The 21,973-nt window shown below is 66.2% G+C and carries 17 protein-coding genes and 1 tRNA gene; 4 read left to right on the forward strand and 14 right to left on the reverse strand.

The features are described from left to right. Positions 1 to 31: 31 nt before the first annotated feature. From A9D12_RS09555 to infA, 7 genes are all read right to left on the reverse strand, one after another. Complete coding sequence (locus tag A9D12_RS09555) at positions 32 to 2,920, reverse strand: M16 family metallopeptidase (RefSeq protein ID WP_068351210.1); 2,889 nt, start codon at positions 2,918 to 2,920, stop codon at positions 32 to 34. A gap of 85 nt (positions 2,921 to 3,005) precedes the next feature. Then, complete coding sequence (gene purC, locus A9D12_RS09560) at positions 3,006 to 3,809, reverse strand: phosphoribosylaminoimidazolesuccinocarboxamide synthase (protein WP_068351212.1); 804 nt, start codon at positions 3,807 to 3,809, stop codon at positions 3,006 to 3,008. Between the two features lie 38 nt (positions 3,810 to 3,847). Continuing rightward, positions 3,848 to 3,922: transfer RNA gene (locus tag A9D12_RS09565), tRNA-Phe, on the reverse strand. A gap of 121 nt (positions 3,923 to 4,043) precedes the next feature. Beyond that, positions 4,044 to 4,229, reverse strand: a complete 186-nt coding sequence (gene yacG / locus A9D12_RS09570) for a DNA gyrase inhibitor YacG (RefSeq protein WP_068351214.1) — start codon at positions 4,227 to 4,229, stop codon at positions 4,044 to 4,046. Next, positions 4,226 to 5,191 carry a ribonuclease E/G family protein gene (locus A9D12_RS09575; RefSeq protein WP_068351216.1) on the reverse strand — a complete coding sequence of 322 codons (966 nt, stop codon included), beginning with the start codon at positions 5,189 to 5,191 and terminating at the stop codon, positions 4,226 to 4,228. Before A9D12_RS09575 ends, yacG begins: the two co-directional genes overlap by 4 nt. Beyond that, positions 5,184 to 5,756: a Maf family protein gene (locus A9D12_RS09580; protein ID WP_068354198.1), complete on the reverse strand. Its 573-nt coding sequence runs from the start codon at positions 5,754 to 5,756 to the stop codon at positions 5,184 to 5,186. Before A9D12_RS09580 ends, A9D12_RS09575 begins: the two co-directional genes overlap by 8 nt. Before the next feature lie 17 nt (positions 5,757 to 5,773). Further along, entirely contained in the window at positions 5,774 to 6,019 is a 246-nt protein-coding gene (gene infA / locus A9D12_RS09585) for a translation initiation factor IF-1 (RefSeq protein ID WP_007163491.1), read from the reverse strand. A gap of 219 nt (positions 6,020 to 6,238) precedes the next feature. On the opposite strand from infA, the gene A9D12_RS09590 reads away from it, so the two are divergent. Beyond that, positions 6,239 to 9,187, forward strand: a complete 2,949-nt coding sequence (locus A9D12_RS09590; RefSeq protein WP_082925501.1) for a TonB-dependent receptor — start codon at positions 6,239 to 6,241, stop codon at positions 9,185 to 9,187. Here A9D12_RS09590 and A9D12_RS09595 read toward each other — a convergent pair. Beyond that, complete coding sequence (locus A9D12_RS09595) at positions 9,184 to 10,377, reverse strand: BaiN/RdsA family NAD(P)/FAD-dependent oxidoreductase (protein WP_068351218.1); 1,194 nt, start codon at positions 10,375 to 10,377, stop codon at positions 9,184 to 9,186. The genes A9D12_RS09590 and A9D12_RS09595 overlap by 4 nt on opposite strands. Positions 10,378 to 10,558: 181 nt before the next feature. On the opposite strand from A9D12_RS09595, the gene A9D12_RS09600 reads away from it, so the two are divergent. After that, entirely contained in the window at positions 10,559 to 10,966 is a 408-nt protein-coding gene (locus A9D12_RS09600; protein ID WP_068351222.1) for a baeRF12 domain-containing protein, read from the forward strand. A gap of 57 nt (positions 10,967 to 11,023) precedes the next feature. Then, complete coding sequence (gene uvrC, locus A9D12_RS09605) at positions 11,024 to 12,985, forward strand: excinuclease ABC subunit UvrC (RefSeq protein WP_068351224.1); 1,962 nt, start codon at positions 11,024 to 11,026, stop codon at positions 12,983 to 12,985. 167 nt (positions 12,986 to 13,152) lie between these two features. Here the strand turns inward: uvrC and A9D12_RS09610 are convergent, their stop codons facing one another. The 3 genes from A9D12_RS09610 to A9D12_RS09620 all read right to left on the reverse strand — a co-directional run bounded on the left by A9D12_RS09610 (position 13,153) and on the right by A9D12_RS09620 (position 17,715). Beyond that, a complete protein-coding gene (locus A9D12_RS09610) occupies positions 13,153 to 14,046 on the reverse strand; it encodes an OmpA family protein (RefSeq protein WP_068351226.1) in 894 nt (297 codons plus the stop codon). A 198-nt stretch (positions 14,047 to 14,244) separates the two neighbouring features. Continuing rightward, entirely contained in the window at positions 14,245 to 16,071 is a 1,827-nt protein-coding gene (locus tag A9D12_RS09615; RefSeq protein ID WP_068351227.1) for a DUF885 domain-containing protein, read from the reverse strand. Between the two features lie 147 nt (positions 16,072 to 16,218). Next, positions 16,219 to 17,715 carry a carotenoid oxygenase family protein gene (locus A9D12_RS09620; protein WP_068351228.1) on the reverse strand — a complete coding sequence of 499 codons (1,497 nt, stop codon included), beginning with the start codon at positions 17,713 to 17,715 and terminating at the stop codon, positions 16,219 to 16,221. A 128-nt stretch (positions 17,716 to 17,843) separates the two neighbouring features. On the opposite strand from A9D12_RS09620, the gene A9D12_RS09625 reads away from it, so the two are divergent. Then, the gene (locus A9D12_RS09625; RefSeq protein ID WP_068351229.1) at positions 17,844 to 18,659 is read left to right on the forward strand and encodes a universal stress protein; all 816 of its coding nucleotides are present in this window, start codon (positions 17,844 to 17,846) and stop codon (positions 18,657 to 18,659) included. 106 nt (positions 18,660 to 18,765) lie between these two features. On the opposite strand, the gene A9D12_RS09630 is transcribed toward A9D12_RS09625, so the two are convergent. From A9D12_RS09630 to A9D12_RS09640, 3 genes are read right to left on the reverse strand one after another with little or no spacing between them, the layout of a single operon-like run. After that, on the reverse strand, positions 18,766 to 19,692 hold the full coding sequence (locus tag A9D12_RS09630; protein WP_068351230.1) for an acyl-CoA thioesterase: 927 nt from the start codon (positions 19,690 to 19,692) through the stop codon (positions 18,766 to 18,768). A gap of 22 nt (positions 19,693 to 19,714) precedes the next feature. Beyond that, a complete protein-coding gene (locus tag A9D12_RS09635; protein WP_197489802.1) occupies positions 19,715 to 20,605 on the reverse strand; it encodes a cupin-like domain-containing protein in 891 nt (296 codons plus the stop codon). Then, on the reverse strand, positions 20,602 to 21,771 hold the full coding sequence (locus A9D12_RS09640; protein WP_231889590.1) for a GNAT family N-acetyltransferase: 1,170 nt from the start codon (positions 21,769 to 21,771) through the stop codon (positions 20,602 to 20,604). The genes A9D12_RS09635 and A9D12_RS09640 overlap by 4 nt, the downstream gene beginning before the upstream one ends. Positions 21,772 to 21,973: the final 202 nt, after the last annotated feature.

A 21,973-nucleotide genomic window follows, 5' to 3' on the forward strand; every position in this document is an offset into this window, starting at 1 on the left:
AGGAGGCGACCTGCCGGCTTTTTTCGTGGCTTCAGCGCATCGCCGAAGACTTGGCCCCGGCCTCGGGCAGGACGGCAAAGCGCACCGCGGCATCGGGCGCGAGATAGCGCAGCGCGGTCTGGTGGATGGCTTCGGGCGTGATCGCGCCGACGACCTGCGGCACCGCGAGGAACCGCGCGAGCCGCTCGGGCTGGCTCTGCGCGCGCGCGGCAAGCGCGATCCAGCCGCCCAGATCCTTGAGCGCATTGGCATGTTCCTCAAGCAGGGGCTTGCGCGCCCGGTCGAGCACGTCGGCGGACAGCGGGCCTTTGCGCAAGTCGGCGACCAGTGCCGTCATTGCCGCTTGCGTGGCATCCGCCTGATCGGCTGCGACCGAGGCGCTGATCGCGAAGGTGCCGTAACCGGGATAGATCCGGCTCGGGCTCGATCCCGCGGACGGCGAATAGGCCTGCCCCAGCTCTTCGCGTAGCCGGTCGGTCAGTTCGAGCCGCACGATCCGCGCGAGCATTTGCAGCCGCAGCGCTTCGGCATGGTCCTTGTCGTCGGTGGTCGGCCAGACCCATTGCAACAGTGCCTGATCGGGTTCGCCCTTGTGCGTCAGCGGTTTTGCGCCGCGCGCAGGTGTGAAGCTGCGCGTGCGGTTGTCGGTGCGCGGTTCGAACTCCGCCTCGCGCTGCGGCAAGGCGCCGAGCGTCGATGCGACCGTGGCGATCGCGGCGTCGGGATCGATATCGCCCACCAGCGCCACCTCGATCGCGCCCTTGGCCAGCCGGTCGCCGATGGCATCGCGCAAGGCCGCGAAATCCAGGCGTTCGAAGGCAGACTTTGGCTGAAGGCTGAACCGCGGGTCATTGTCCGACAGCACGCCCCCGCTTGCGCTCGACAGCGCGCGCGAAGGGGTCGCGTCCAATGTGTTGAAGAAATTGTCGATGTTCTTGCGATAGCGTTCGACGCCTTCGGGGCGGTAGCCGGGATCGGTCAGCGTCGCGGCGAGCACCTGCATCTGGAGCAGCAGATCGCGCGGGGTGGTGGTGCCGCCGCTGGTGAAGGCGTCCGCTTCGCTCGACAGGCCAAAGCCGACGCTGCGCCCGGCCAGCACGCTGTCGAGCTCGTCCTGACTATGCTTGCCAAGCCCGCCCGCCGCGAGCGAATTGGTCAGATAGGTAGCGAGCGGCGCATCGGCCGTGTTGAGCAGATCGCCGCCATCCACCGCCAGCGAGAAGGCCACGCGGTCCTTGCGCACATCGGTCTGCTTCAGCGTCAGCCGCACACCGTTGGCGAAGCGGATCAGCCGCAGGCCAAGCAATGGCTCGACCGTGTCGGAGACGATCGTGCCCGCAGGGCCGAAATCGGAATAGCCGAAGGCCAGCGCCCCCTGATCGACCGGGGCTGCAATCGCGCGGGCCATGCCTTGGGCGAAGGCAGCGCGCAAAGCCGCCTCGCCGCCCGCAGGCGCCGTGCGCCCTTCGAACCGGATCAGCGGATCGGCAAGCGGCGCGGCATCGGCCAGCATGGCCTGCCACACCGCATCGAGCGTGATCTGAGGCGCTAGCCGTTCGAACTCATCGAGCGCGAATTGCGGCGTGGTGGGCACGCGCTCATCGCTCACCAGCGCCAGCGCCGCGCCGGCAAACACCGCATTGCCGCGCGTATCGGCCGCCTTCACCGCGTTTTCGCGCGCGGTGCGGATATTGGCGATCTGTTCGTCAAGTTCGGCGCGGGTGAAACCATAGGTCAGCGCCTGATTGACTTCGCGCACCGCCGCCGCGACGCCCTTGGCCCATTCGCCGTCCGCCGTGCTCACCGAAAGGCTGGTGATCCGCGCGGCTTCGAAAATGTCGCCGGTGCCGTAGCTCGCGCTGCGGAACGGCGCATCGGCCCCGCGCGCGAGCCGGGCAAGGCGGCGCTCGACGATCGCGTAACCGATCGCACGCAAGAGATTGGTGCGGCGATTGGCGATGGTGTCGGGTTCGTCGCGCCAGGCTGCGAGGCGGCTGATCGTGACGCTTTCGGACAAGGCGGGATCGAGATGGATATCGGTTCGGCCCGATGCCGCGACATCGATCGGCCCGGCATCGGGAACCGCGGGGGCAGGGGCGGGTGCCCAATTGGAAAAGCGCGCCTTGATCGCGGCTTCGACCACATCGACCGGATAATCGCCCACCACCACCAGCACGGTGTTCGCGGGCGTATAGGTGCGCCGGTAGAGCGCGCGAAGTTGCGCGGCGGTGGCGTTTTCGAGCACGTCTGCGGTGCCGATCGGCAATCGCCTGCCATAATGCGCCTGCGGGGTGAGGAAAGCGACGTTGTCCTCGTAATTGCGCAAGGCATAGCCTGCCCGGTCGCGCCGTTCAGCCAGGATCACCCCACGTTCGCGCGCGACCGCGTCGTCGGTGATCGTCAATTCGCTCGCGGTTTCGCGCATCAGCATCAGTGCCGTGCCCAGCAAGGCATCGTCGTTGCGCGGCAGGTTGAGCATGTAGGTGATGTTCTCGAACCCGGTCGACGCATTGGTGTCCGCACCGAAGGCAAGCCCTTCGCGTTCGAGCAGCTTGATCATCTCGCCTTCGGGAATGCCCTTCGATCCGTTGAAGGCCATGTGTTCGAGGAAATGCGACAGCCCACGTTCCGTATCGGTTTCTTCCAGCGCACCCGAACCGATCCGCATCCTGACCAGCGCGGTGCCCGCAGGCGTCGCATTGCGGCGGATGATGTATCGCATGCCGTTGGGCAATTGGCCGAAGGTGTAGCTGCTATCGACCGGCACGTCGCTGGCTGCGAACGGCCAGACGGGGGCGGGCGAAGCGGCCGGGCGGGTCGCCGCGGCGGGCGCAGGCTGATCCTGCGCGGCAAGGCCGGTTGCAAGCGCGAACGGGGACAGGGCCAGCAGCAGGCTGGCAGTAAAAGCTGATTTGCGCATGGATTTCAGGCGTCTCTCGGATCGGGGGTGACCAGACGAGAGACTAGCGCCCGAAACGCGCGTGTCAGCCAGTTTCTTTGCAGGCCTACTTCTTGAGTGGCGGGGGCCCGCGCAGGCGCGAGCGCGCGTGCGACAAGTCGAACACCTCACCCGGGCCATTGTCCTCGGCGTTCAAAAGGCCGAGCCGGCGCGCGACTTCGCGGTAGGCTTCTTCCTCGCCGCCCAGATCGCGGCGGAAGCGGTCCTTGTCGAGCTTTTCGCCCGTGGTCATGTCCCACAAACGGCAGCCGTCGGGGCTGATTTCGTCGGCCAGGATCACGCGGCTGAAATCGCCGTCGTAAAGCCGCCCGAATTCGAGCTTGAAATCGACCAGCCGGATGTCGATCGCGGCGAACATGCCGCACATGAAATCGTTGATGCGGATCGCCATCGACGAAATGTCGTGCATCTCGTCGTTCGACGCCCAGTTGAAGCAGGCGATATGCTCTTCGGAGACCAGCGGGTCGCCCAGCGCATCGTCCTTGTAGTAATATTCGATCAGCGTGTGCGGCAGCGGCTCGCCTTCCTCGATCCCGAGGCGCTTGGAGATCGAACCCGCCGCGACATTGCGCACCACCACTTCCAGGGGAATGATGTCGACCTGCCGGATCAACTGCTCGCGCATGTTCAGGCGGCGGATGAAGTGGGTGGGGATGCCGATATGCGCAAGGCGGGTAAAGACGTGCTCGCTGATGCGATTGTTGATCACGCCCTTGCCGTTGATCGTGCCCTTCTTTTCCGCGTTGAAGGCGGTGGCATCGTCCTTGAAATACTGGATGATCGTGCCCGGTTCGGGGCCTTCATAGAGGATCTTGGCCTTGCCTTCGTAGAGTTTGGTACGACGGGACATCGGCACTTTCCCCTTGGGCCTTGGCCCTTTTCAGCGAATGGTGCCCGAGGGCGGATTTGAACCACCGACACGCGGATTTTCAATCCGCTGCTCTACCCCTGAGCTACTCGGGCATTCGCTGCGAGCGACGGGCTGGATGGCCCGGCGAGCAAATGAGAGCGGCCCTATGGCGAAGCGCGCTGGCCTTGGCAAGAGGCTTTTGTCCACAGGTGCGCAGGAAAATTGCGCGCGGGCTCAATCCTGCTCGCGCCAGCTCTCCTGCGCCAGTTCCTCGGGCTCGGCCGGGCGGCCCGGCACGGCATAGGAATCGGAGAACCAGCGTGCCAGATCGCGGTCGCGGCAGCGCTCGGAACAGAAGGGATGGTGCTTTTCCGAACGCGGCTTGCGGCAGATCGGGCAGGGTTTGGTGGCGGCGGTCATGCGGTCAGAAGCTGGGCATGCGCGGCCTCGATGGCAAGGGCGGGATCGGTGACAATCCGCAATTCGCGCCCGGTGGCCCTCGCAAGCTCGGCGAGCCATGCGTCTTTCAGCTTCGCCTTGAGCGCGGGGTGCACCGCCAGTTCCAATATGCGGCCGGTGCCGCCCGATTGCGCGGCCAGTTCCGCCTGACGCAGCGCCATGCGCGCGGCCATGCCCAGCCTCGCGCGGGCGAAGCGGTGGAGCAGCGAGGGGCCGGTCAACCGCGCTACGATCTGGACAAAGCCGAAGCCGTTCATGCCCGTGCGTTCGTGCGGCCAGTCCGCCAGCGCGGTGCCGAGCGCGGTGTCGACCGCGCGGCGATCCTCCTTCGCCTGCAACGTGGGAAAATCGATCCCGATATTCCCGCCAAGATCGAACCACGCCAGCGCCTGCGCAATCGCGGGCACTGCGGATAGCGCCACGTCGCGCGGCGTGCCGATGCCGTCGATGTCGATCAGGGTCATCGCCGGGGTCACGCTGACGAGAATCTCCCCGCCGGGAAAGGCGAGGCTGCCCGATGATGCCGCGTGCCAGACTTCTTCCCACAAGCCGGCAGGAAAGCGGCGCACGGTGCGGCCTTGGAGAAAGCCTGCCACTGGCGAGAGTGCATCGGCCCCGGCAGCGCGCGCCTGTGCGCGCTTCAATCGCCCGCGTTCGGCAATGCTCGCCCGCGTGATGACCAGATCGAGGCTTTGCCCCTCGGTCACATCCGGGCGAAGGTGATCGACCAGCGCCTCGCTGCCATCGGCGAGCCGTGCCACGCCGCGCCGCGTACCTTTCAATTTCGTCGTCAGCTGCCCGGAAACCTGCGAGCCTGCGGCAAGCTCACCCGGCCAGAGCAGCCTTGCGCTGCGGACCTGTTCGCCTTCGACCAGCAGCGCCCGGGTTTCCCCGATGCCCTCCTCGATCAGCCACTCAGCCAATTGGGAAACCAGCCGCCTTGAGCAGCGCGCGGGTGTGATAGAGCGGCAGGCCCATCACGCCCGAATGGCTGCCCCTGATCCACGCGATCAGCCCCTCGGCCGCGCCCTGGATGGCATAGCCGCCGGCCTTGCCCTGCCATTCGCCGCCCGCCAGATAGGCCCCGATCTCCTCGGCCGAAAGGCGCTTGAAACACACCACGGTTTCATCGAGCCGTTCGCGTAACGACCCATTGGGACCGCGCAGCACCACGCTGGAGAGCACCTGATGCCGCCGCCCGCTCATCAGTTCGAGGCAGGCGCGCGCTTCGGCCTCGGTCTCTGTCTTGGGTAGAATGCGCCGCCCTACGGCAACCACCGTGTCGCCCGCCAGCACGAAGCCGGGCGCATCCACAGCCAGCGCCTTTTCGCGGCCCATGCGCAAGGCATAGGCGCGCGGCAGTTCGCCCTTCAGCGGAGTTTCGTCGATATCGGCGGGCGTCACCGCATCCGCTGCAAGACCCAACCGGCCAAGCAGTTCGCGCCGCCGGGGCGATGCGGATGCCAATGTCAGGTGAACAGCGCCCATCGTCTGGGCCACTGGCCTTATTGCGGGCCGGGGCCGCCGCGACCCGGCATGAAGCGATAGGTGATGCGCGCCTTGGTCAGATCGTAGGGGGTGAGTTCGCACAGCACTTCGTCACCCACCAGCACGCGAATGCGGTTCTTGCGCATCTTGCCCGCCGTGTGGCCGAGCACTTCATGGCCGTTTTCAAGCTCCACCCGGAACATCGCATTGGGCAGCAGTTCTACCACGCGCCCGCGCATTTCGAGGAGTTCTTCCTTGGCCATGTATTCCCTTTGGTTTTGCGTTGCGGCGCACAATGCGCCCGTCGATTGCTGGCCGCGCTTTAGCGATGCGGGAACCAAAAGGGAAGGCTCGTGCGTTAGTGCCCGAAATGCATGACAATGGCTGCCGGCGGGGAAGAGCAACTTTCTGGTCGGGAAATGCCGCAAGCACGGGCGCCACAATCGGCAATCGCCAGCGCCCCGATACCGATTCGAAGGACCATGATGACCCTCTCCCCGTTTTCCCGCGCCTTCTTGCGCACCGGCACCTGTCTTGCCGGAGCCGTGCTGGCCTTTCCGCTGGCCGCCGAAACCGCGCAGCCGCAGCCCGAGCCCGTCGCCGCACAAAGCGAGGATGCCGAGCCCGACAGCGCCAGCGATACCGGCGCGGTGACCGAAATCATCGTGCGTTCGGGCCGGGTGCGCGGGCAATTGTTCGTCGAACAGGCGCCCTTGCTCCAACTCGATGAAGCCGCGATCGCTGCCGAGGGCGTCACTTCGATCACCGATCTTATCGCGCAGATCAGCGCGCGAACGGGGTCTGCCCGCGGGCGCGGGGGCGGCGGGCCGGTGATCCTCGTCAACGGCATCCGCATCGGCTCGTTCCGCGAGTTCGCCAATTACCCGCCCGAAGCGCTGCTGCGCGTCGAGGTGTTTCCCGAGGAGGTCGCGCAGCGGTTCGGTTTCTCGCCCGACCGGCGGGTGATCAACCTGATCCTCAAGGACAATTATTCCAACCGGCAGGCCGATCTGGAATTCGAGATGCCCTCGCGCGGTGGCTATTACCGCACCGAACAGCAGCTCGGCATCCTCAAGATCGCCAATGGTGGGCGGATCAATGCCAATATCGAAGTCAGCGATACCAATCTGCTGACCGAGGACGAGCGCGATGTGCCGCAGACGCCGGGGTCGGTGTCCGATATCGCGGGCGATCCCGATCAGGCGCGGTTCCGCAGCCTGCTGGCCGATACTTTCGGGCTGGAAGCCAATGTCTCGTGGGCCAAGGCCTTCACCGACAGCGGCACATCGGTCAGCGCCAACCTCAACTACGCGCGCGACGAAAGCCGCAGTCTCGATGGCCTCAACACGATCGTCCTGACCGCGCCGGGGCAGGGCGGGGCCAGCGCGCTGCGCACCTTCGGCGAGGACACCCCGCTCGCCCGGCGCAGTTCGACCGATACAATATCGGCCGCAGGATCGCTGACCCGCCCGCTTGGCGCGTTCCGGCTGACCAGCACCTTCGATGGCTCCTTTGCCGGAAGCGAGACCGAGATCGACCGCCGCTTGAGCGAGCCGCAATTGCAGGCGCTGCGCGATGCTGCGCTTGCCGGGACACTGGCGATCAATGGCGATCTGCCCGGCAACACCGCAGCCGGGTTCGACACCGCGCGCAGCCGCAGCATCGTGGCCGGATCGCTGACCACGCTCGAAGGGGGCCTTGCCGAACTGCCCGCAGGCGAAGTGCGCGCGACCTTCGATGTGGGCCTCAACTGGCAGCGGATCGAAAGCGCGGACACGCGCTCGCTTACCGAGGCCAACCTCACCCGCCGCACGCTCTCGACGGGGGCCAATCTGGTCGTGCCGCTGACCAGCCGCCGCGACGAATTCTTGGATGCGCTGGGCGATTTCACACTCAACCTGCAGGCGGGGGTCGAGGATCTCAGCGATTTCGGCGTGCTGGGCGACTGGAATGCCGGGATCACGTGGAAGCCGGTCGACGGGCTCGACCTGTCGGCGACCTATATCTGGCGCGAGGTGGCCCCGGGCCTGTCGGCGCTGGGCAATCCCCAGATCACCAACTTCAACGTGCCCGTGTTCGATCTGGTGCGCGGCGAGACCGTGCTGGCGACTGTGCTGACCGGCGGCAATCCCGACCTTCCGGCCGAAACCCAGCGCGACTGGAAATTTTCGGCCAACTGGGAACTGCCCTTCTGGGAAAATTCGCGCTTTCAGGTTGATTACATCCGCAACCGTTCGGACAATGTGGTCAGCGCCTTCCCGCAGATCGCGCCGGGAATCGAAGCGGCGTTTCCGGGCCGCGTGACACGCGATGTCGACGGGCGGATCGTGCGTGTCGACCGGCGTTCGGTGAGCTTTGCCGAAACGAAGGCAGACCGGATCCAGTTCACGCTGTCGACCAACGGCAGCATCGGCGCGCCGCCCGAAGGTCAGGGTGGGCCGGGCGGGGGACGCTTCGGCGGCGGCGGGCGTTTCGGCGCAATGGCCGCGGCACCGGCGCCGGCTGCGGCTGCATCCGCCCAGCCTGCACCGCCGACGACCGGCGCTGCACCCGCTCCGCAGGCGGCTGGCGCGCCGCCGGCTGGCGGTTTTGCCCCGACACAGGCGCAGCGCGACCAGTTCATGGCGTTCCGCACGCGGCTCTGCGCCGATGACGGGCAGGCCTTCCTTGAAAAGCTCGCCGCTGCGATCGACAGCGGCGCGGACATCTCGGCGGAGTATCCGGGCGTTGACCCGGCGCGCCTTGCACCGATGCTGTCGCGCCTGCGCGGCGAGGATGGCAAGCTCGACCCCGCCAGGCTCGCGACTTTCCGCACCCGTATCTGCGCGATCGATCCGGCGATGATGGGCGGCGGCAGTGCGCCCGGTGCAGCGCCGGCACAGGCCGCAGGCGGCGCACCTGCGGCGGCAGGCGGCGGCGCTCCGGCGTTCAACCCGCTGGCGGGCGGGCGGCAGATGCAGGGCTGGCGTTATTTCGCCAACCTCACGCACACGATCGAGCTCGCCAACGAAATCCTGATCGCGCCGGGTCTCGATCCGCTCGACCAGCTCGATGGCGAGGCGACCGGTGCCTTTGGCCAGCCGCGCCATTCGAGCCGTCTGGAAGCGGGCCTGTTCGGCAAGGGCGTGGGCTTCCGCCTGTCGGGGATCTACACCGGCGAAACCCGGCTCGACGGCGCGGCGGGCGCGACCGATCTGTTCTTCGACGACATCGTCACTTTCAACCTGCGCGTGTTCGCCAACATGGGCGAAGTCACCGGCAAGAACGAAGGCCTGTTCAAGGACCTGCGCGTCAGCCTCGTCGCCGACAACCTGTTCGACGCCCAGCGCCGCGTGCGCGATTCGAACGGGGTGACGCCGATCAATTATAACGCCTTCGTGATCGACCCGCTGGGGCTTTACCTCGGGCTCGACTTGCGCAAGCTGTTCTAGCCGCGCGCCTGGGCGAGCGCCTCGGCGCAGGCATGGCCGCTCGCCCAGGCCCACTGGAAGTTGTATCCGCCGAGCCACCCGGTCACATCGACCGCCTCGCCGATGGCATAGAGGCCGGGGACCTTGGCGGCTTCCATCGTCCGGCTGGACAGCTCGCCCGTGGCGATTCCGCCGGCGGTGACTTCGGCCTTGGCATAGCCTTCGGTGCCATTGGGCACGAAGCGCCAGTCGGCCAGCTGGCCCTGTGCGCGGCGAAGATCGCGGTCCGACAGATTGCCAAGCTCGCGGTCCAGCCCCAGCCGGTCCGTCAATGCATCCGCCAGCCGCGCGGGCAACCGTTCGCGCAGCAGCGTGCGCAGCGTCGCCCTCGGCCGGTCGCGCTTGGCATCGACCAGCCAGTCGGTCGCGGCATCGGGAACGAAACTGATCGCGACCGGATCGCCGTGCCGCCAATAGCTCGACACCTGAAGGATCGCCGGGCCCGACAACCCCTTGTGCGTGAACAGCGCGGCTTCCGCGAATTCGGCCTTGCCCGCCCGCGCGCGTACCGGGGCGGCGACGCCCGACAATTCGCGAAACAATACGTCCTCGCCCCCCAGCGTCAGCGGGACGAGCGCGGGGCGCGGTTCGGCGACCTTCAATCCGAACTGCCGCGCCAGCCGATAGGCAAAATCGCTCGCCCCCATCTTGGGGATCGACGGGCCGCCGGTGGCGATCACCAGCGCGGGCGCGCGCCAGATGCGGCCATCGGATGCGGTGACGGTGAATTGCCCGTCCTCCCCCCGTGCAACGGCAGCGATATCGACCCCGCAGGTCAGCGCCACCTGTTCGCGCGGACATTCCTCCAGCAGCATGTCGACGATCTGCCGCGCCGAACCGTCGCAGAACAATTGGCCCAGCGTCTTTTCATGCCACGCGATCCCGTAGCGTTCCACCAGCGCGATGAAATCGGCGGGCGTGTAGCGCGCCAGCGCGCTCTTGGCGAAGTGTGGGTTGGCGGATAGGTAATTGGCCGGCCCTGCGCCAAGGTTGGTGAAGTTGCACCGCCCGCCGCCCGAAATCAGGATCTTCTTGCCCGGCGCATCGGCCTTTTCCAGCAAGGCCACGCGCACCCCGCGCTGCCCGGCCTGGCCCGCGCAGAACAGGCCCGCGGCGCCCGCGCCAAGGATGATGACATCGCTGTGTTCCATGCCCTCGCGGATAGGCGAGCGCTGCGCAAATGCCAATCACCGCCACGCCCTGCCGCATGCGCGCCTTCGATCCGGCGCGTTCGCGTGACTTTTCAGGGAACTTGCCCACGCCCGCGCCCTTGTCTCCCGTCACACAGCGCGCAAGCTTTTGCGAAGGCAGCGCGCAAAGAGGAGAAGAACAATGAAGATTTCCGACAACACCCATGTCGCCGTGATCGATGGCGAACGCTTCGTGTGGCTGCGCAACAGCGGCACTGAAGCCGACCCGCAGCTCGAAGCGGTCGACACCCCCGAAATGGATGGCACCAATCGCAGCCAGGGCGGACAGCGCCACTCGATCACCTCGGGCGAACCGGCCGGCAATGATCTGGACGAGGCCGCGCATGTGGCGGCGGTGGCCGAATGGCTCAACCATCAGGCCAAGACCAACAAAATCGAAAACCTGATCGTGGTCGCCGACAAACGTTCGCTGGGCGAATTGCGCCGCCATTACCATGTCGAACTCGAACAGCGTCTGGTGGGCGAGATCGGCAAGGAAATGACCAACCAGTCGCTCGGCGACATTACCGCGGCAATCGCGGCGGCCTGATCAAAACTGCCCGCAGGGGAATTGCCAAGCGGGTAGCGCAGTCCCTATCTGCACCCCATGGCCCGAACCCCCGCAGGCACCCCCAACGATCCGCGCGGCGCGGAGCGCTTCAACGAAGCGCGCGCCGCGCAGACCGTGGCCGGTGCCAAACCCGATCTTCAAGGCGGCGTCGATGCGATCCGCGAAACCGTGCGGGTGCTCAAACCGATCCCCGGCGTTTACCGCATGCTCGATCGGCAGGGCGAGGTGCTCTATGTCGGCAAGGCGCGCAGCCTGAAGGCGCGGGTGGCCAATTACACGCAGGTTGCCGGGCTTTCGGGGCGGCTCCAGCGGATGGTCAGCCAGACCCGCAGCATGGAGATCATCACCACCAATTCGGAAGCCGAGGCGCTGCTTCTGGAAGCGCAGCTGATCAAGCGGTTCCGCCCGCCGTTCAACGTGCTGCTGCGCGACGACAAGAGCTTCCCCTTCATCCTGCTGCGCGCCGATCACACATTTCCGCGCATCCAGAAACACCGCGGCGCGCGCCGGGCCAAGGGCAATTATTACGGCCCGTTCGCCAGCGCGGGCAGCGTCAACACCACGCTGAACGCATTGCAGAAACTGTTCCTGCTGCGCTCATGCACCGACAGTTTTTTCAACAATCGCGACCGGCCCTGCCTGCTTTACCAGATCAAGCGCTGCTCGGCGCCGTGTGTCGGGCGGATCGATGCCGAAGGCTATGATGCGCTGGTGCGGCAGGCCAAGGATTTCCTGTCGGGCAAATCGGGTGCGGTGCAGGCCGATCTTGAACGGCAGATGGCCGATGCGGCCAAGAACCTCGATTTCGAAACCGCGGCGATGCTGCGCGATCGCTTGCGCGCGGCGACCTTCATTCAGGGGTCACAGGCGATCAACGCGGTCGGGCTGGGCGATGCCGATGTCTTCGCGCTGGCGGCGAAGAACGGGCAGATGAGCGTGCAGTCCTTCTTCATCCGCGGCGGGCAGAACTGGGGCCACCGCGCGCTGTTTCCGCGCCACACCAGCGATGTCGACGAGGCGCAGGTGCTCGCCGATGTGATGCTGCAATTCTACGAGGAAGTGCCGCCGCCGCCGACAATCCTCGTCGACCGCGAATTGCCCGAGGCCGAGCTGATCGAGGCCGCGCTGTCCGAACTTGCCGGGCGCAAGGTCAGGCTGTCGATCCCCGAACGCGGCGACCGGCGCAAGCTGATGGCGCAGGCGCAGCGGAATGCGGTCGAGGCGCTTGATCGGCGGCTGGCGGAGACTGGCACCAAGGCGCGGCTCAACCGCGAGCTTGCCGAATTTCTCGAACTCGACAGCCCGCCGCAGCGGATCGAGCTTTACGACAACAGCCATATCCAGGGCACCAAGGCGGTGGGCGCAATGGTCGTCGCCGGGCCGGAAGGCTTCGAGAAGGGCCAGTATCGCAAGTTCAACATCCGCGAGGCGCAATCGAATGATGACTTTGCGATGATGCGCGAAGTCATGGCGCGGCGCTTCCGCAACTTTGCCGAAAGGCAGGAAAACCCCGCGGCGAAACCCGGCGGGCACGAAACCGTGCTGCCCGATCTGATGCTGATCGACGGCGGCAAGGGCCAGCTGTCCAGCGTGATGCGCGTGCTCGAGGAGATCGGCATCGCGGACGAGGTCGCGGTGATCGGGATCGCCAAGGGCCCGCACCACGGGCGCGAGGGGCGCGAGGTGTTTCATTTTCCCGACGGGCGCGAGAAGATGCTGCCCGTCAATGCGCCGCTGTTGTTCCACCTGCAGAACCTGCGCGACGAGGTGCACCGCTATGTCATCGGCGCGCACCGGGCCAAGCGGTCGAAGGCGATCACCGCAAGCCCGCTTGACGAGATCCCGGGCATCGGTCCGGCGCGCAAGCGCGCGCTGCTGCTGCATTTCGGCACCGCGAGCAAGGTGCGGGCCGCGGCGCTCGAAGATTTGCAGCGTGCGCCCGGGGTGAGCGCGACCGTGGCGCGCAAGGTCTATGATTTCTATCACGCGGGCGGGTGATACCCGCAGGCGGCGCGGGCAGGGTGGTTTTGGTGCGGCCCTGACCCCGGTTAGACCCCGTTCAGACCCGCGTTAGAGCCGTTTTGCTGCCGGTTTGCAGCACTGTTTCACGTGAAACACTGCAAGAAAAAAGGGGCGGACCGATGCGGCCCGCCCCCTTTTTGCACTTACATCCCGTCGAGCGCCTTGCTCACCAGGATATTGACCGAAACGCGGCGGTTCTGCGCGCGCCCGGCAGCGGTGGTGTTGTCCGCAGCCGGATCGGCGGTCGCCATGCCGGTCGGGGTCAGCATGCGGTAAGGCTTCCACTTGCAGACCTGCTGCAGGTGGTTGACCACGGCCGCAGCGCGCTTTTCCGACAGCGTCTGGTTGACCTCCTGCGAGCCGGTGATGTCGGTGTAGCCGAGCACCAGCATCAGCGAGTTCTCGTCCGCACCGGCGGTCTGCGCAGCGGCGCAAAGTTCGTTCTTCGCCGCCGGGCTCAGGGTCGCACGGCCGGTGTCGAAATAGACGTTGGTCGTGCCCTTGAGGTTGTACTTGTCGATGTCGCCCAGACGGCCGCGCAGCGCTTCGGTGGCGGCAGCGTTCTGCTGGATCGCCGCGCCCTGTTCGCCGAACTGCTGCTGCGTCCCGCCGCGGATCATCGCCGCGATCATGCGGTCATCGCTGGTGAAGCGCACCTCGCTGGCGACCAGACCTTCGGCATATTTCGAGGTCTTGATAGTGACGGGCAGGCCGTTGAGCAGCGCCGACTGGTCGAGCGTCTTGTTGCCGATGCCGAGGAAACCGCCGCGGGTGCGGATTTCGGTTTCGCTGTGCAGCGTGACCATCGTCACCGTGCCGTCATCCCCGGTGATCTGCAGACGCGAACCCTTGCGCGCCGAAATGATCCCGGAAACGCGCGGGCCTTCCTCCATTTCCGCAAGCGGGGGGAGGTTGCCGTAGACGGTGGTTTCCATGTCGTAGTTGGCCTGGCCTGCGGGCGCGGTCTGCGCGGCAAGGCCCGATGCCGCGGCGGCGCCCAAAAGCGCGGCCAGCATGATGCGGCGGGGGGTGTTCATGGCGGTTTTCACTGATTGTTGCTCCTGACATTGGGCCCGCGATCCCGGTCGGGCCCCTATGCGTCGTGTTGCGCGGCGTCCGGTTGTTGGCCGGCACCTTGCCCGTACATGAACGCGCGTGCAAACACCCCGTCAGGAGCGGGTAACCGGGTTTCCGGTTGCGGTGAGCCGAAGGTCAAGGCACGCGGCCAAACCCGGTCAACGTCCCAATTCTGCCGCAATCCAGCGGTCGATCTTGGATTCGAGCACAACCAGCGGCAGCCCGCCGGTGTTCAGGATCTGATCGTGGAATTCGCGAATGTCGAACCGCTTGCCAAGCCTCGTTTCCGCCCGCTTGCGCAGTTCCTGGATCTTGAGCGCGCCGATCTTGTAAGCCAGCGCTTGCCCTGGGATCGCGATGTAGCGGTCGACTTCGGCAACCGCATCGGTGCGCGACATGCCCGAATTGGTCAGCATGTAGGTGATCGCCTGATCGCGGGTCCACCCCTTGGTGTGGATCCCGGTGTCGACCACCAGCCGCATCGCGCGCAGCTGTTCGTCCTGCAAGGTGCCGTAACGGTTCCAGGGGTCCTTGTAGAACCCCATCTCGTAGCCCAGCGTCTCGGCATAGAGCGCCCAGCCTTCGACATAGGCCGTGGTGCCGCCGAACCGCATGAAGGCGGGCAGCGCCTCGTTTTCTTGAGCCAAGCTGATCTGGAAGTGATGCCCCGGCGCGCCTTCGTGCAGGTAGAGCGTCACGATCCCCGGCGTGGTGCGCGTGGGCAGATCATAGGCGTTGAAATAGAACACGCCGGGCCGCGTCCCATCGGCCGAGCCCTGCTCATACGATCCGCCCGCTTCGAACTGTTCGGTCGCCGGATCATAGGGCCGGATTTCGAGCGGCGTCTTGGGCACCTTCGAAAACAGCGCGCCGATCCGTGCATCGACGTCGCGACCGGTCTGGTAATAGGCCTCGGTCAGCGCCTCGCGGCTTTTGGGCTGGAACTTGGGGTTGGTGGCGACATAGTCGAAGAACTGCGCCAGCGTGCCCTTGAAGCGCACCTCCTTCTTCAGCTTTTCCATCTCGCCCCGGATCCGCGCCACCTCGGACAGGCCGAGCTGGTGGATGGTGTCGGGATCGAGCGGGAGCGTGGTCGAATCCTCGGCCAGCAGCGCGTAGAGTTCCTTGCCGCCCTTCATCTGCGACAGGCCGATGCTGTCGCGCGCGGCGGGCAGATATTCATCGCGCAGGAAATTGCGCAGACGTTCGGTTGCAGCGTAAAGTTCGGTAGTCTTGGCCTGATAGGCCGCGGTCAGCCGGGTGCGATCCGCGGGGGATACCTCATCGGGGAACGCCTTGCTCGGCGCCATGAAGGGCGAGTCGGCGAGCGGGGTGTCAAGCTGCGTGGTCAGCTGCGTGACCATGATCCCGACGGTCAACTTGGTTTCGAGCACGCCTGCGCGCATCCCCTGCCGGAACCGCCCGATCGCGCGGTCGAGGAAGGCGATGTAATCGTCGTGGCGCGAAAGGTTGTCTTCGTAGTTCGCGAGCGTCTTGAACGGCGCGGCCCCCTTGCCACTGGCAAAGTTGGGGTAGGAATTGTGGAAGCCGAAGAAGTGGTTGAGCGGCCGCACCTCGGTCAGCGCACGCACCGCATCGGTCGTGCCGGCAAGCGCGCGTTCCTGCGTGTAACGGAACACGTCATAGGCCAGCTGGTCGGTCGCATCGAGGCTGTCGCGGTCGATCTGTGCCAGCAGCGCAAGGTTGAGCTTGGTATCGGTGCGCGCGGCGATGAAATTCGAGTCGGTCAGAAAATCGCCGAGACGGTCGGCCCCCTCGTCGTCGCCGCGATAAAGGCGGCTGAGCGGATCGAGTGCAAGCGCGCGCGCATCGGCATCGGCGAACAAGGCAAACAGGCGGTCGTGGCTGCTTTCCGATGCACTGGTCGCGGCAACCGCCTCGGCAGGCGCGGACTGCGCCAGCGCAGGCGCTGCAGCCGCCAGCAACAGCGCGCTCGAAGTGGCAAGGGCAAGGCGCAGGGTCATGGGCTGAATTTCCGGTCGCTTGAGGGAATGGCAAGCGCGGCGCGCTACGTCAGCGATGCGCGCCCTGCAAGCTCTGCGGCGACCAGCGTCATCCCGCCTTCGACCGGCGGCATGGCGGGTAGGCCGCTTGGGAAAAGGCAGCCCGTATCAGGTGGGCGCGAACCGCGCTGCATGAAAGGCCGCGTCCTTGCGCAATTGGTCATGTTCGACCCAGACGGAATGCGTGCCCGAGCAGATCTTGTGCGGCAGCGCGAGGCGGCAGATCGGCCCTGCCGCGATATTGCCTGCATCAAGGATCGCGCATTCGGACGTGCCAGAGTTCTCGTCGATCAGGAAGGTGATCAGATAGCCATCATCCTCGCCGGTAGCGCCTTTCCGGGGGATCATCGGACTTTCGCTCGCATAGACGCCTTCTGGCAGGGACAAGACCTGTTCTTCGCCGGTCTCGGTGTCGTGGCGGACATAGCCGTTGAACAGGAACCAGCCGGGCCGCGTGGTGGTCGACCAGACATACCGGCTCTTTTGCATCGCATAGGCGGGATTGATCATCCCGAATTCGACGATGCGCTCGGTTAGCCGTTCTTCGCGGGTTTCGCCGGTCTTGAGGTTGAACCGCCAGCGGTGCAGCCGGCTCTGGAAGGAGTGTTCGTCGACATAGGCCATCATGTGGCTATAACGTCCCATTTCCTCGAGCGGGTCGGGCATGGGCTTGGCCTGATGATAGCCTTCGAGGATCACCTCGTCGCCGTCCTCCCACGCGTTGGTCCAATGGAGCACGTAGGTCGGCGCAGCCTCGAACCAGCGAATGTCCTCGGGCTGACCATGCCGCGGGATCAGTGCGAAACGCGTGGGCACGCCGTCATGGATGCGGGCGGCGTGGATGTTGCGCTCCAGCAACTCGCCATCCCAGTAAAGCGGCATGTCGTTGAGGATCGACCAGTTCTTGGTGATCGCCATGTCATGCGGCAGGCGCGGGCCGGGCAGCGGGACGGGGAGATAATGGACCAGCGCGCCGCTGCGATCGACCACGCCGTAGTGCATGAAGGGGGCATGCTTGGAGTAGTTGAAGAACATCATTTCCCCGGTCGTCTCGTCGACCTTGGGGTGGGCCGAAATGCCATCGAGCGGCACCCAGGGCGCCTTGCCCCGGCTCGCCAGCGTCACGGGGTCGAGCATCCACGCCTCGCCGCACTGATACAGCGTCGCGTAGGCCGTGCCGGCATGAACGATGATATCTGTCGAACCGGTGTCCTTGAGGCCCCCGTGCGCGCCGAAACCGGGGCGTACGCTCGTGCCCCACGGGTCCATCAACCCGCCCCACAACGATCGGCCCGCAATCTGCTCGGCCTCGAAACAATGCGTGCGCACGAAGCGGTTGCGATAGCTTGCCTTGCCACCCGAAATGTTGACCTGATGGATCATCGCATCGCCATCGAAGGGGTGATGCCGGCCCAGCGGCTGATGCACCTGATTTTCGGTGTTGCGCAGGTAAATGCCGTCGATATCGGCAGGAATTGCGCCTTCGATCACGCGCAGTTCGGCCACATCGACCTCTTCGTGGCACGGGGTCCACGGTCCGGTCAGATAGGGGTGGTTCGACGGCTCCAGCGTGGTTTTTACCGGCGGATGGCGCGTGATCTGCATGTCTCTCTCCCTCGGGTGAGAAGATGCTTGAGCCGCGCCCCGCTGGCAAGCGCACGAAATTTTGATCCTGATCAAGGCGGATGCCCGGGCAGGAGCGCATAAGCGTGAAGCATATCGGGAGAGCTGCCATGAAAACCATTCTGCTGCACATCGACCACGACCGCGCCATGCCCGCACGCCTGCAGGTCGCGCTTGATCTGGCGCGGGCCTGCAACGGCCACATCACCTGCCTTCAGGCGGTCAGCTACGATGTTTTCATGCCCGGCGATTTCTATGGCTCGGCGATCGCGGCGGCGCTGCCGGTGATCAAGGAGAATGCCGAGAAGCTGCGCGCGCAGACCGAAGCCGCACTCGAACATGAAGGCGTGCCGTTCGACTGGCGGTTCGAATACGGGGTCGCCGCTCAGCGCCTGATCGCTGCCTCGCCGCTGGCAGATATCGCGCTACTCGGCCCGGCCGAGACGGGAGGCGACGGACGCGGGCCTTCGGCGCTGGTGGGCGATGTGGTGCTGCGGGCGGGCCTGCCGGTGCTGGTGGTGCCGGAAAACGCCAAAAGCTTTGATGTGGGCGCGCCGATGCTGGTCGCCTGGAACGGTTCGGCCGAAAGCGCCCGCGCGCTGCGGGCAGCGGTGCCGCTGTTGGCCTGCGCGTGCGAAGTCACGCTCGCCTGCGTTACCGAAGATGCGGCGAAGACGGGGTTCGATCTGCCATCGACCGAAGGCGCGAAATATCTCGCCCGCCACGGCATCGCCTGCGAAATGGTCGAACTTCCGCGGGGCGAGGGGGATGTCGCGGCAACCCTGCTGGCCGCCGCCGGAGTGCGCGGCTGCGGGCTGATCGCGATGGGTGCCTATGGCCACACGCGCCTTGCCGAATTGGTGCTTGGCGGCGTCACGCGCCGGATGCTGAGCGCGCCCGAAATTCCCGTTCTGCTGGCGCATTAGTTTGTCCGCACGCCATCCGGCGGGCAAAATCCTCGCTCACACGCCCTGTGGGCGCGTCGCTGCGGGCGGCCGGTCGGCCGTGCGGCGCTGCGCGCCGACACGGTCCTTATGATTTCGGAACCCGTTTGCGCATCATGCCTTCCTGCGCGACGCTGGCGACAAGTTCTCCGGCGAGGTTGAAGATCCGCCCGCGGTTGAACCCGCGCCCGCCGCCCGACCACGGCGCATCGGTCGCGTAAAGCAGCCATTCGTCCGCCCGCGCATCGCGGTGGAACCACAGTGCATGGTCGAGGCTCGCGCCGACAAGTTCGTTGCGCATCCACGACAGGCCATGCGGCAGCGCGCTGGTGCCGAGCAGCGTGTAGTCACTGGCATAGGTGATGATCGCGCGGTGCAGTTCGGGCGTGTCGTCTGCACCGGTGATCGGCGCGCAGATCCGGAACCAGCTGTGCGCGCGCGGCTCTTTCGGCTCGCGGCTCATCCAGTGCAGCGCGTCGCAGGTGCGCATCTCGATCGGTCGCGCGCGCAGCATCATCCGGCGCTGCTGGTCGGACAGCCTGTCGCCCCATGCCGCGGCAAGGTCGCGGCGCTGGTCCATGTCGGTGCGCAGGGTGTCGGGCAGCGGCACATCGGGCATCGGCGAATCGCTGTGTTCCAGTCCCTCCTCGGGAAGCTGGAAACTGGCGGTGAGGTTGAGGATAGGGACCGCGATCCCGTCCTCGTTCTCCTGCGCTGCCACCACCCGGCGATTGGCAAAGCTGCGCCCGTCGAAATCGCGCTCGATGCGGTATTCGATCGGCGCGCCCTCGCGTCCGCCGCGCAGGAAATAGGCGTGGAGCGAATGCGCGCGCTTGCCGTCGGTCACGCTGGCTTGTGCGGCCTGAAGCGCCTGCGCGAGCACCTGCCCGCCGAACACCCGCCCGATCCCGTCGGTCTGCGGCGGTCCGGCAAAGACATCGGCGGCGCGTTTTTCGACCGTCAGCAACCGGATCAGACCGGCGGCAAGCTGCGCAGGGGTGGGTTCCTCACTCATCGCGCAAGGCCATGCGTGCCGGTCAGGATCGCGTCAAGCCGAGCTTGCGCATTGCGCGGAATGCATAGGCCTTGGCGTAATTCTGCTGCGGGAAGCGGCCGGGTGCGCGCGGGCGAAACCCGCGTTCGCGCAGGATCGCATTGAAGGTGCGCGCATCGCTTTCGCGGTAGCTCCATTCCGAACGCCACGTGATCGACAGCGAGACCGATGGGGCCGGGCCATTGCGCACGAAATGCGGTGCCATCACCGGCACGAACAAGGCCTCGCCCGGGCCGATCGCGAACGGAGTGCCGTGGGCCAGCATTGCATCGTCCCAGCGCAATTCACGCGGGCCGCCGGTGTGATAGGTCTCGTGCGCTTCGTCGGGCACGAACCGCGTGTCGCCGGCGGGAAACTGCGTCATCACCTTGCTGCCGCGGATCTGGAGCAGGATGTTGTGTTCGGGATCGAAATGGTAGGGCGTCATCGAATTGGGGCTGGAGACGAAGATGAATCCCTGCGGCTTGAGCAACGCGCCGGTCGCCGCTTCGATTTCGGCGCGGATCTCGCCGAGCAGCCCCATCAGCAAGGCCTCGTAGGCGGGGACCTGTTCGATATTCTTGAGCACCGCCCAGCTTTCGGCCTCGGCCACGCGGCGGATCGTTTCGGCGATCGTCAGCCCGTTGGGGCCCGGCTTGCCATCGACCCCGATCGGCAGATCGCCGCGGTTGTATTCGACCGATGCGGGCGGCAGCCCTTCGGCCAGCTGCGCCAGCGCCTCGATCTCGAGCAGCGGATGGCTGGTGAGCGAATGCTTCAGGATATGCGGGACTTCGGGATAGTGCGCGGCAAACTGCGCACGTGCGGAGGGATCGAAGACGGTCACAGGCAGCGCGGTGTCATGGGGCGCGGCAAACCGGGCAGGGGCGTTCATGCGTGGCTCCTCGGGCGGGTTTCATAGGCCTTGAGCAGGCGGAAAACGGCGCGGCGCACGGGGCCGCCGATTGCAATGTTACGGCTGACCATCGCGCGCCTGGAGCGCCACAGCCGTTCGATCATCGGGTGGCCCTGGACCGCGCAGCTGTCGGCCCAGCCGAAGCCCGGCTTTTCGAGCAGCGCGAGGTTTTCGAGCTGCAACAGCATGCCGGGCGAAAACCGCGCATAGGCTTCGTCGAAAGCGGTCTTGTAACTGTAGACGCCGGGCAGGGTAAGGAAATTGACCAGCATCGCAATCGCGCGGCCATCGATCCTGAGCGCGAGCCGTTCGAGCCGTCCCGCTGCCGCTGCGCCGGCCAGCGCCTCGATGAACAATGCCCGCGTGTCGGGGGACGAGACCAGCGCGGAACCCGCCGCGCCTTTCCAGCCCGCCGCCTCGAGCGCCAGAAACTCGGCGGTCCATGCGGCAAGCCCCGCATCGCCCTCCACCCGGTCGAAGGTGAGCGTGCCTTCTTCGGCAAGCCGGTTGTGCTGGCGGCGAAGCTCCTTGCGCTTCTTCGCGCTCATCGCCGCATCGCAATAGGCGGCGGCCGAAACCTTCCCTTCGAGCATCGCGCGTTCCTCGCGCGCGGCGACGTAATGCGCGCGCGGTGCGGCGGCGAGCACGCGGGTCAATGCGGCATCGAGCGGACCGCCCTCGGGCAGCAGCGGCAGATGCAGAAACAGCGCGCTGCCCGGATTGTCGTCAAAATGGGCCAGGACATCGCGCCAGAACGCTGCCTCATGGCCCGCCATCACCAGCGGCACCCCGCAAAAGGCGTTGGCATGCAGCCAGCCGGCGAGATGCGGCAAAGGGTGGCCATAGTAGCGCGCCGGCCGTTCTACCGGCATCAGCCCCGCCAGACGCCCGCCGTGATACCACGCCGCGATCCGCACCCCGCGCGCTGTGCCCCATTGGTCCAGCGCGGGGCGCAGGTACCATGCCTCGAAAAAGGGATTGGGTTCGGCGGCATGGGCGACCAGCCGCTCCCATTCGGCAAGAAAGGCTGCGTCATGGCAATCATCGCGGCCGATCAGGCGCAGCCGTCCGCCCGGAGCCGCGGCAGGCAGTGCGTCGGTGCTGTCTGCACGGGTGCGAAAACTGATCGCACGGGCCATGTTCATCGCCGGAAAAATTCCCTGCCTTGGCGCAGATATTCCGCGCCTCCCGGCATGCCTCATCGCACAGCGCGATTAAGAAAGCCTCAGCACGCGCACCTGCTGTCCGAAGCGGGGACAGGCGCTGGCGCACAAATAAACCCCGCCGGACAGATCGGCCGGCGGGGTGTACGTGCCGCGGCGCGATCGCCGCGTCAGATCAGGGACT

Source organism: Erythrobacter neustonensis, assembly GCF_001663175.1.
Taxonomy (GTDB): Bacteria; Pseudomonadota; Alphaproteobacteria; order Sphingomonadales; family Sphingomonadaceae; genus Erythrobacter; species Erythrobacter neustonensis.

Excerpts from the sequence above, each read along its gene's own strand:
- A9D12_RS09555 (WP_068351210.1), bottom strand. The coding sequence starts at position 2,920 with ATGCGCAAATCAGCTTTTACTGCCAGCCTGCTGCTGGCCCTGTCCCCG.
- purC (WP_068351212.1), bottom strand. The coding sequence starts at position 3,809 with ATGTCCCGTCGTACCAAACTCTACGAAGGCAAGGCCAAGATCCTCTAT.
- yacG (WP_068351214.1), bottom strand. The coding sequence starts at position 4,229 with ATGACCGCCGCCACCAAACCCTGCCCGATCTGCCGCAAGCCGCGTTCG.
- A9D12_RS09580 (WP_068354198.1), bottom strand. The coding sequence starts at position 5,756 with ATGGGCGCTGTTCACCTGACATTGGCATCCGCATCGCCCCGGCGGCGC.
- infA (WP_007163491.1), bottom strand. The coding sequence starts at position 6,019 with ATGGCCAAGGAAGAACTCCTCGAAATGCGCGGGCGCGTGGTAGAACTG.
- A9D12_RS09590 (WP_082925501.1), top strand. The coding sequence starts at position 6,239 with ATGATGACCCTCTCCCCGTTTTCCCGCGCCTTCTTGCGCACCGGCACC.
- A9D12_RS09595 (WP_068351218.1), bottom strand. The coding sequence starts at position 10,377 with ATGGAACACAGCGATGTCATCATCCTTGGCGCGGGCGCCGCGGGCCTG.
- A9D12_RS09600 (WP_068351222.1), top strand. The coding sequence starts at position 10,559 with ATGAAGATTTCCGACAACACCCATGTCGCCGTGATCGATGGCGAACGC.
- uvrC (WP_068351224.1), top strand. The coding sequence starts at position 11,024 with ATGGCCCGAACCCCCGCAGGCACCCCCAACGATCCGCGCGGCGCGGAG.
- A9D12_RS09610 (WP_068351226.1), bottom strand. The coding sequence starts at position 14,046 with ATGAACACCCCCCGCCGCATCATGCTGGCCGCGCTTTTGGGCGCCGCC.
- A9D12_RS09615 (WP_068351227.1), bottom strand. The coding sequence starts at position 16,071 with ATGACCCTGCGCCTTGCCCTTGCCACTTCGAGCGCGCTGTTGCTGGCG.
- A9D12_RS09620 (WP_068351228.1), bottom strand. The coding sequence starts at position 17,715 with ATGCAGATCACGCGCCATCCGCCGGTAAAAACCACGCTGGAGCCGTCG.
- A9D12_RS09625 (WP_068351229.1), top strand. The coding sequence starts at position 17,844 with ATGAAAACCATTCTGCTGCACATCGACCACGACCGCGCCATGCCCGCA.
- A9D12_RS09630 (WP_068351230.1), bottom strand. The coding sequence starts at position 19,692 with ATGAGTGAGGAACCCACCCCTGCGCAGCTTGCCGCCGGTCTGATCCGG.
- A9D12_RS09635 (WP_197489802.1), bottom strand. The coding sequence starts at position 20,605 with ATGAACGCCCCTGCCCGGTTTGCCGCGCCCCATGACACCGCGCTGCCT.
- A9D12_RS09640 (WP_231889590.1), bottom strand. The coding sequence starts at position 21,771 with ATGAACATGGCCCGTGCGATCAGTTTTCGCACCCGTGCAGACAGCACC.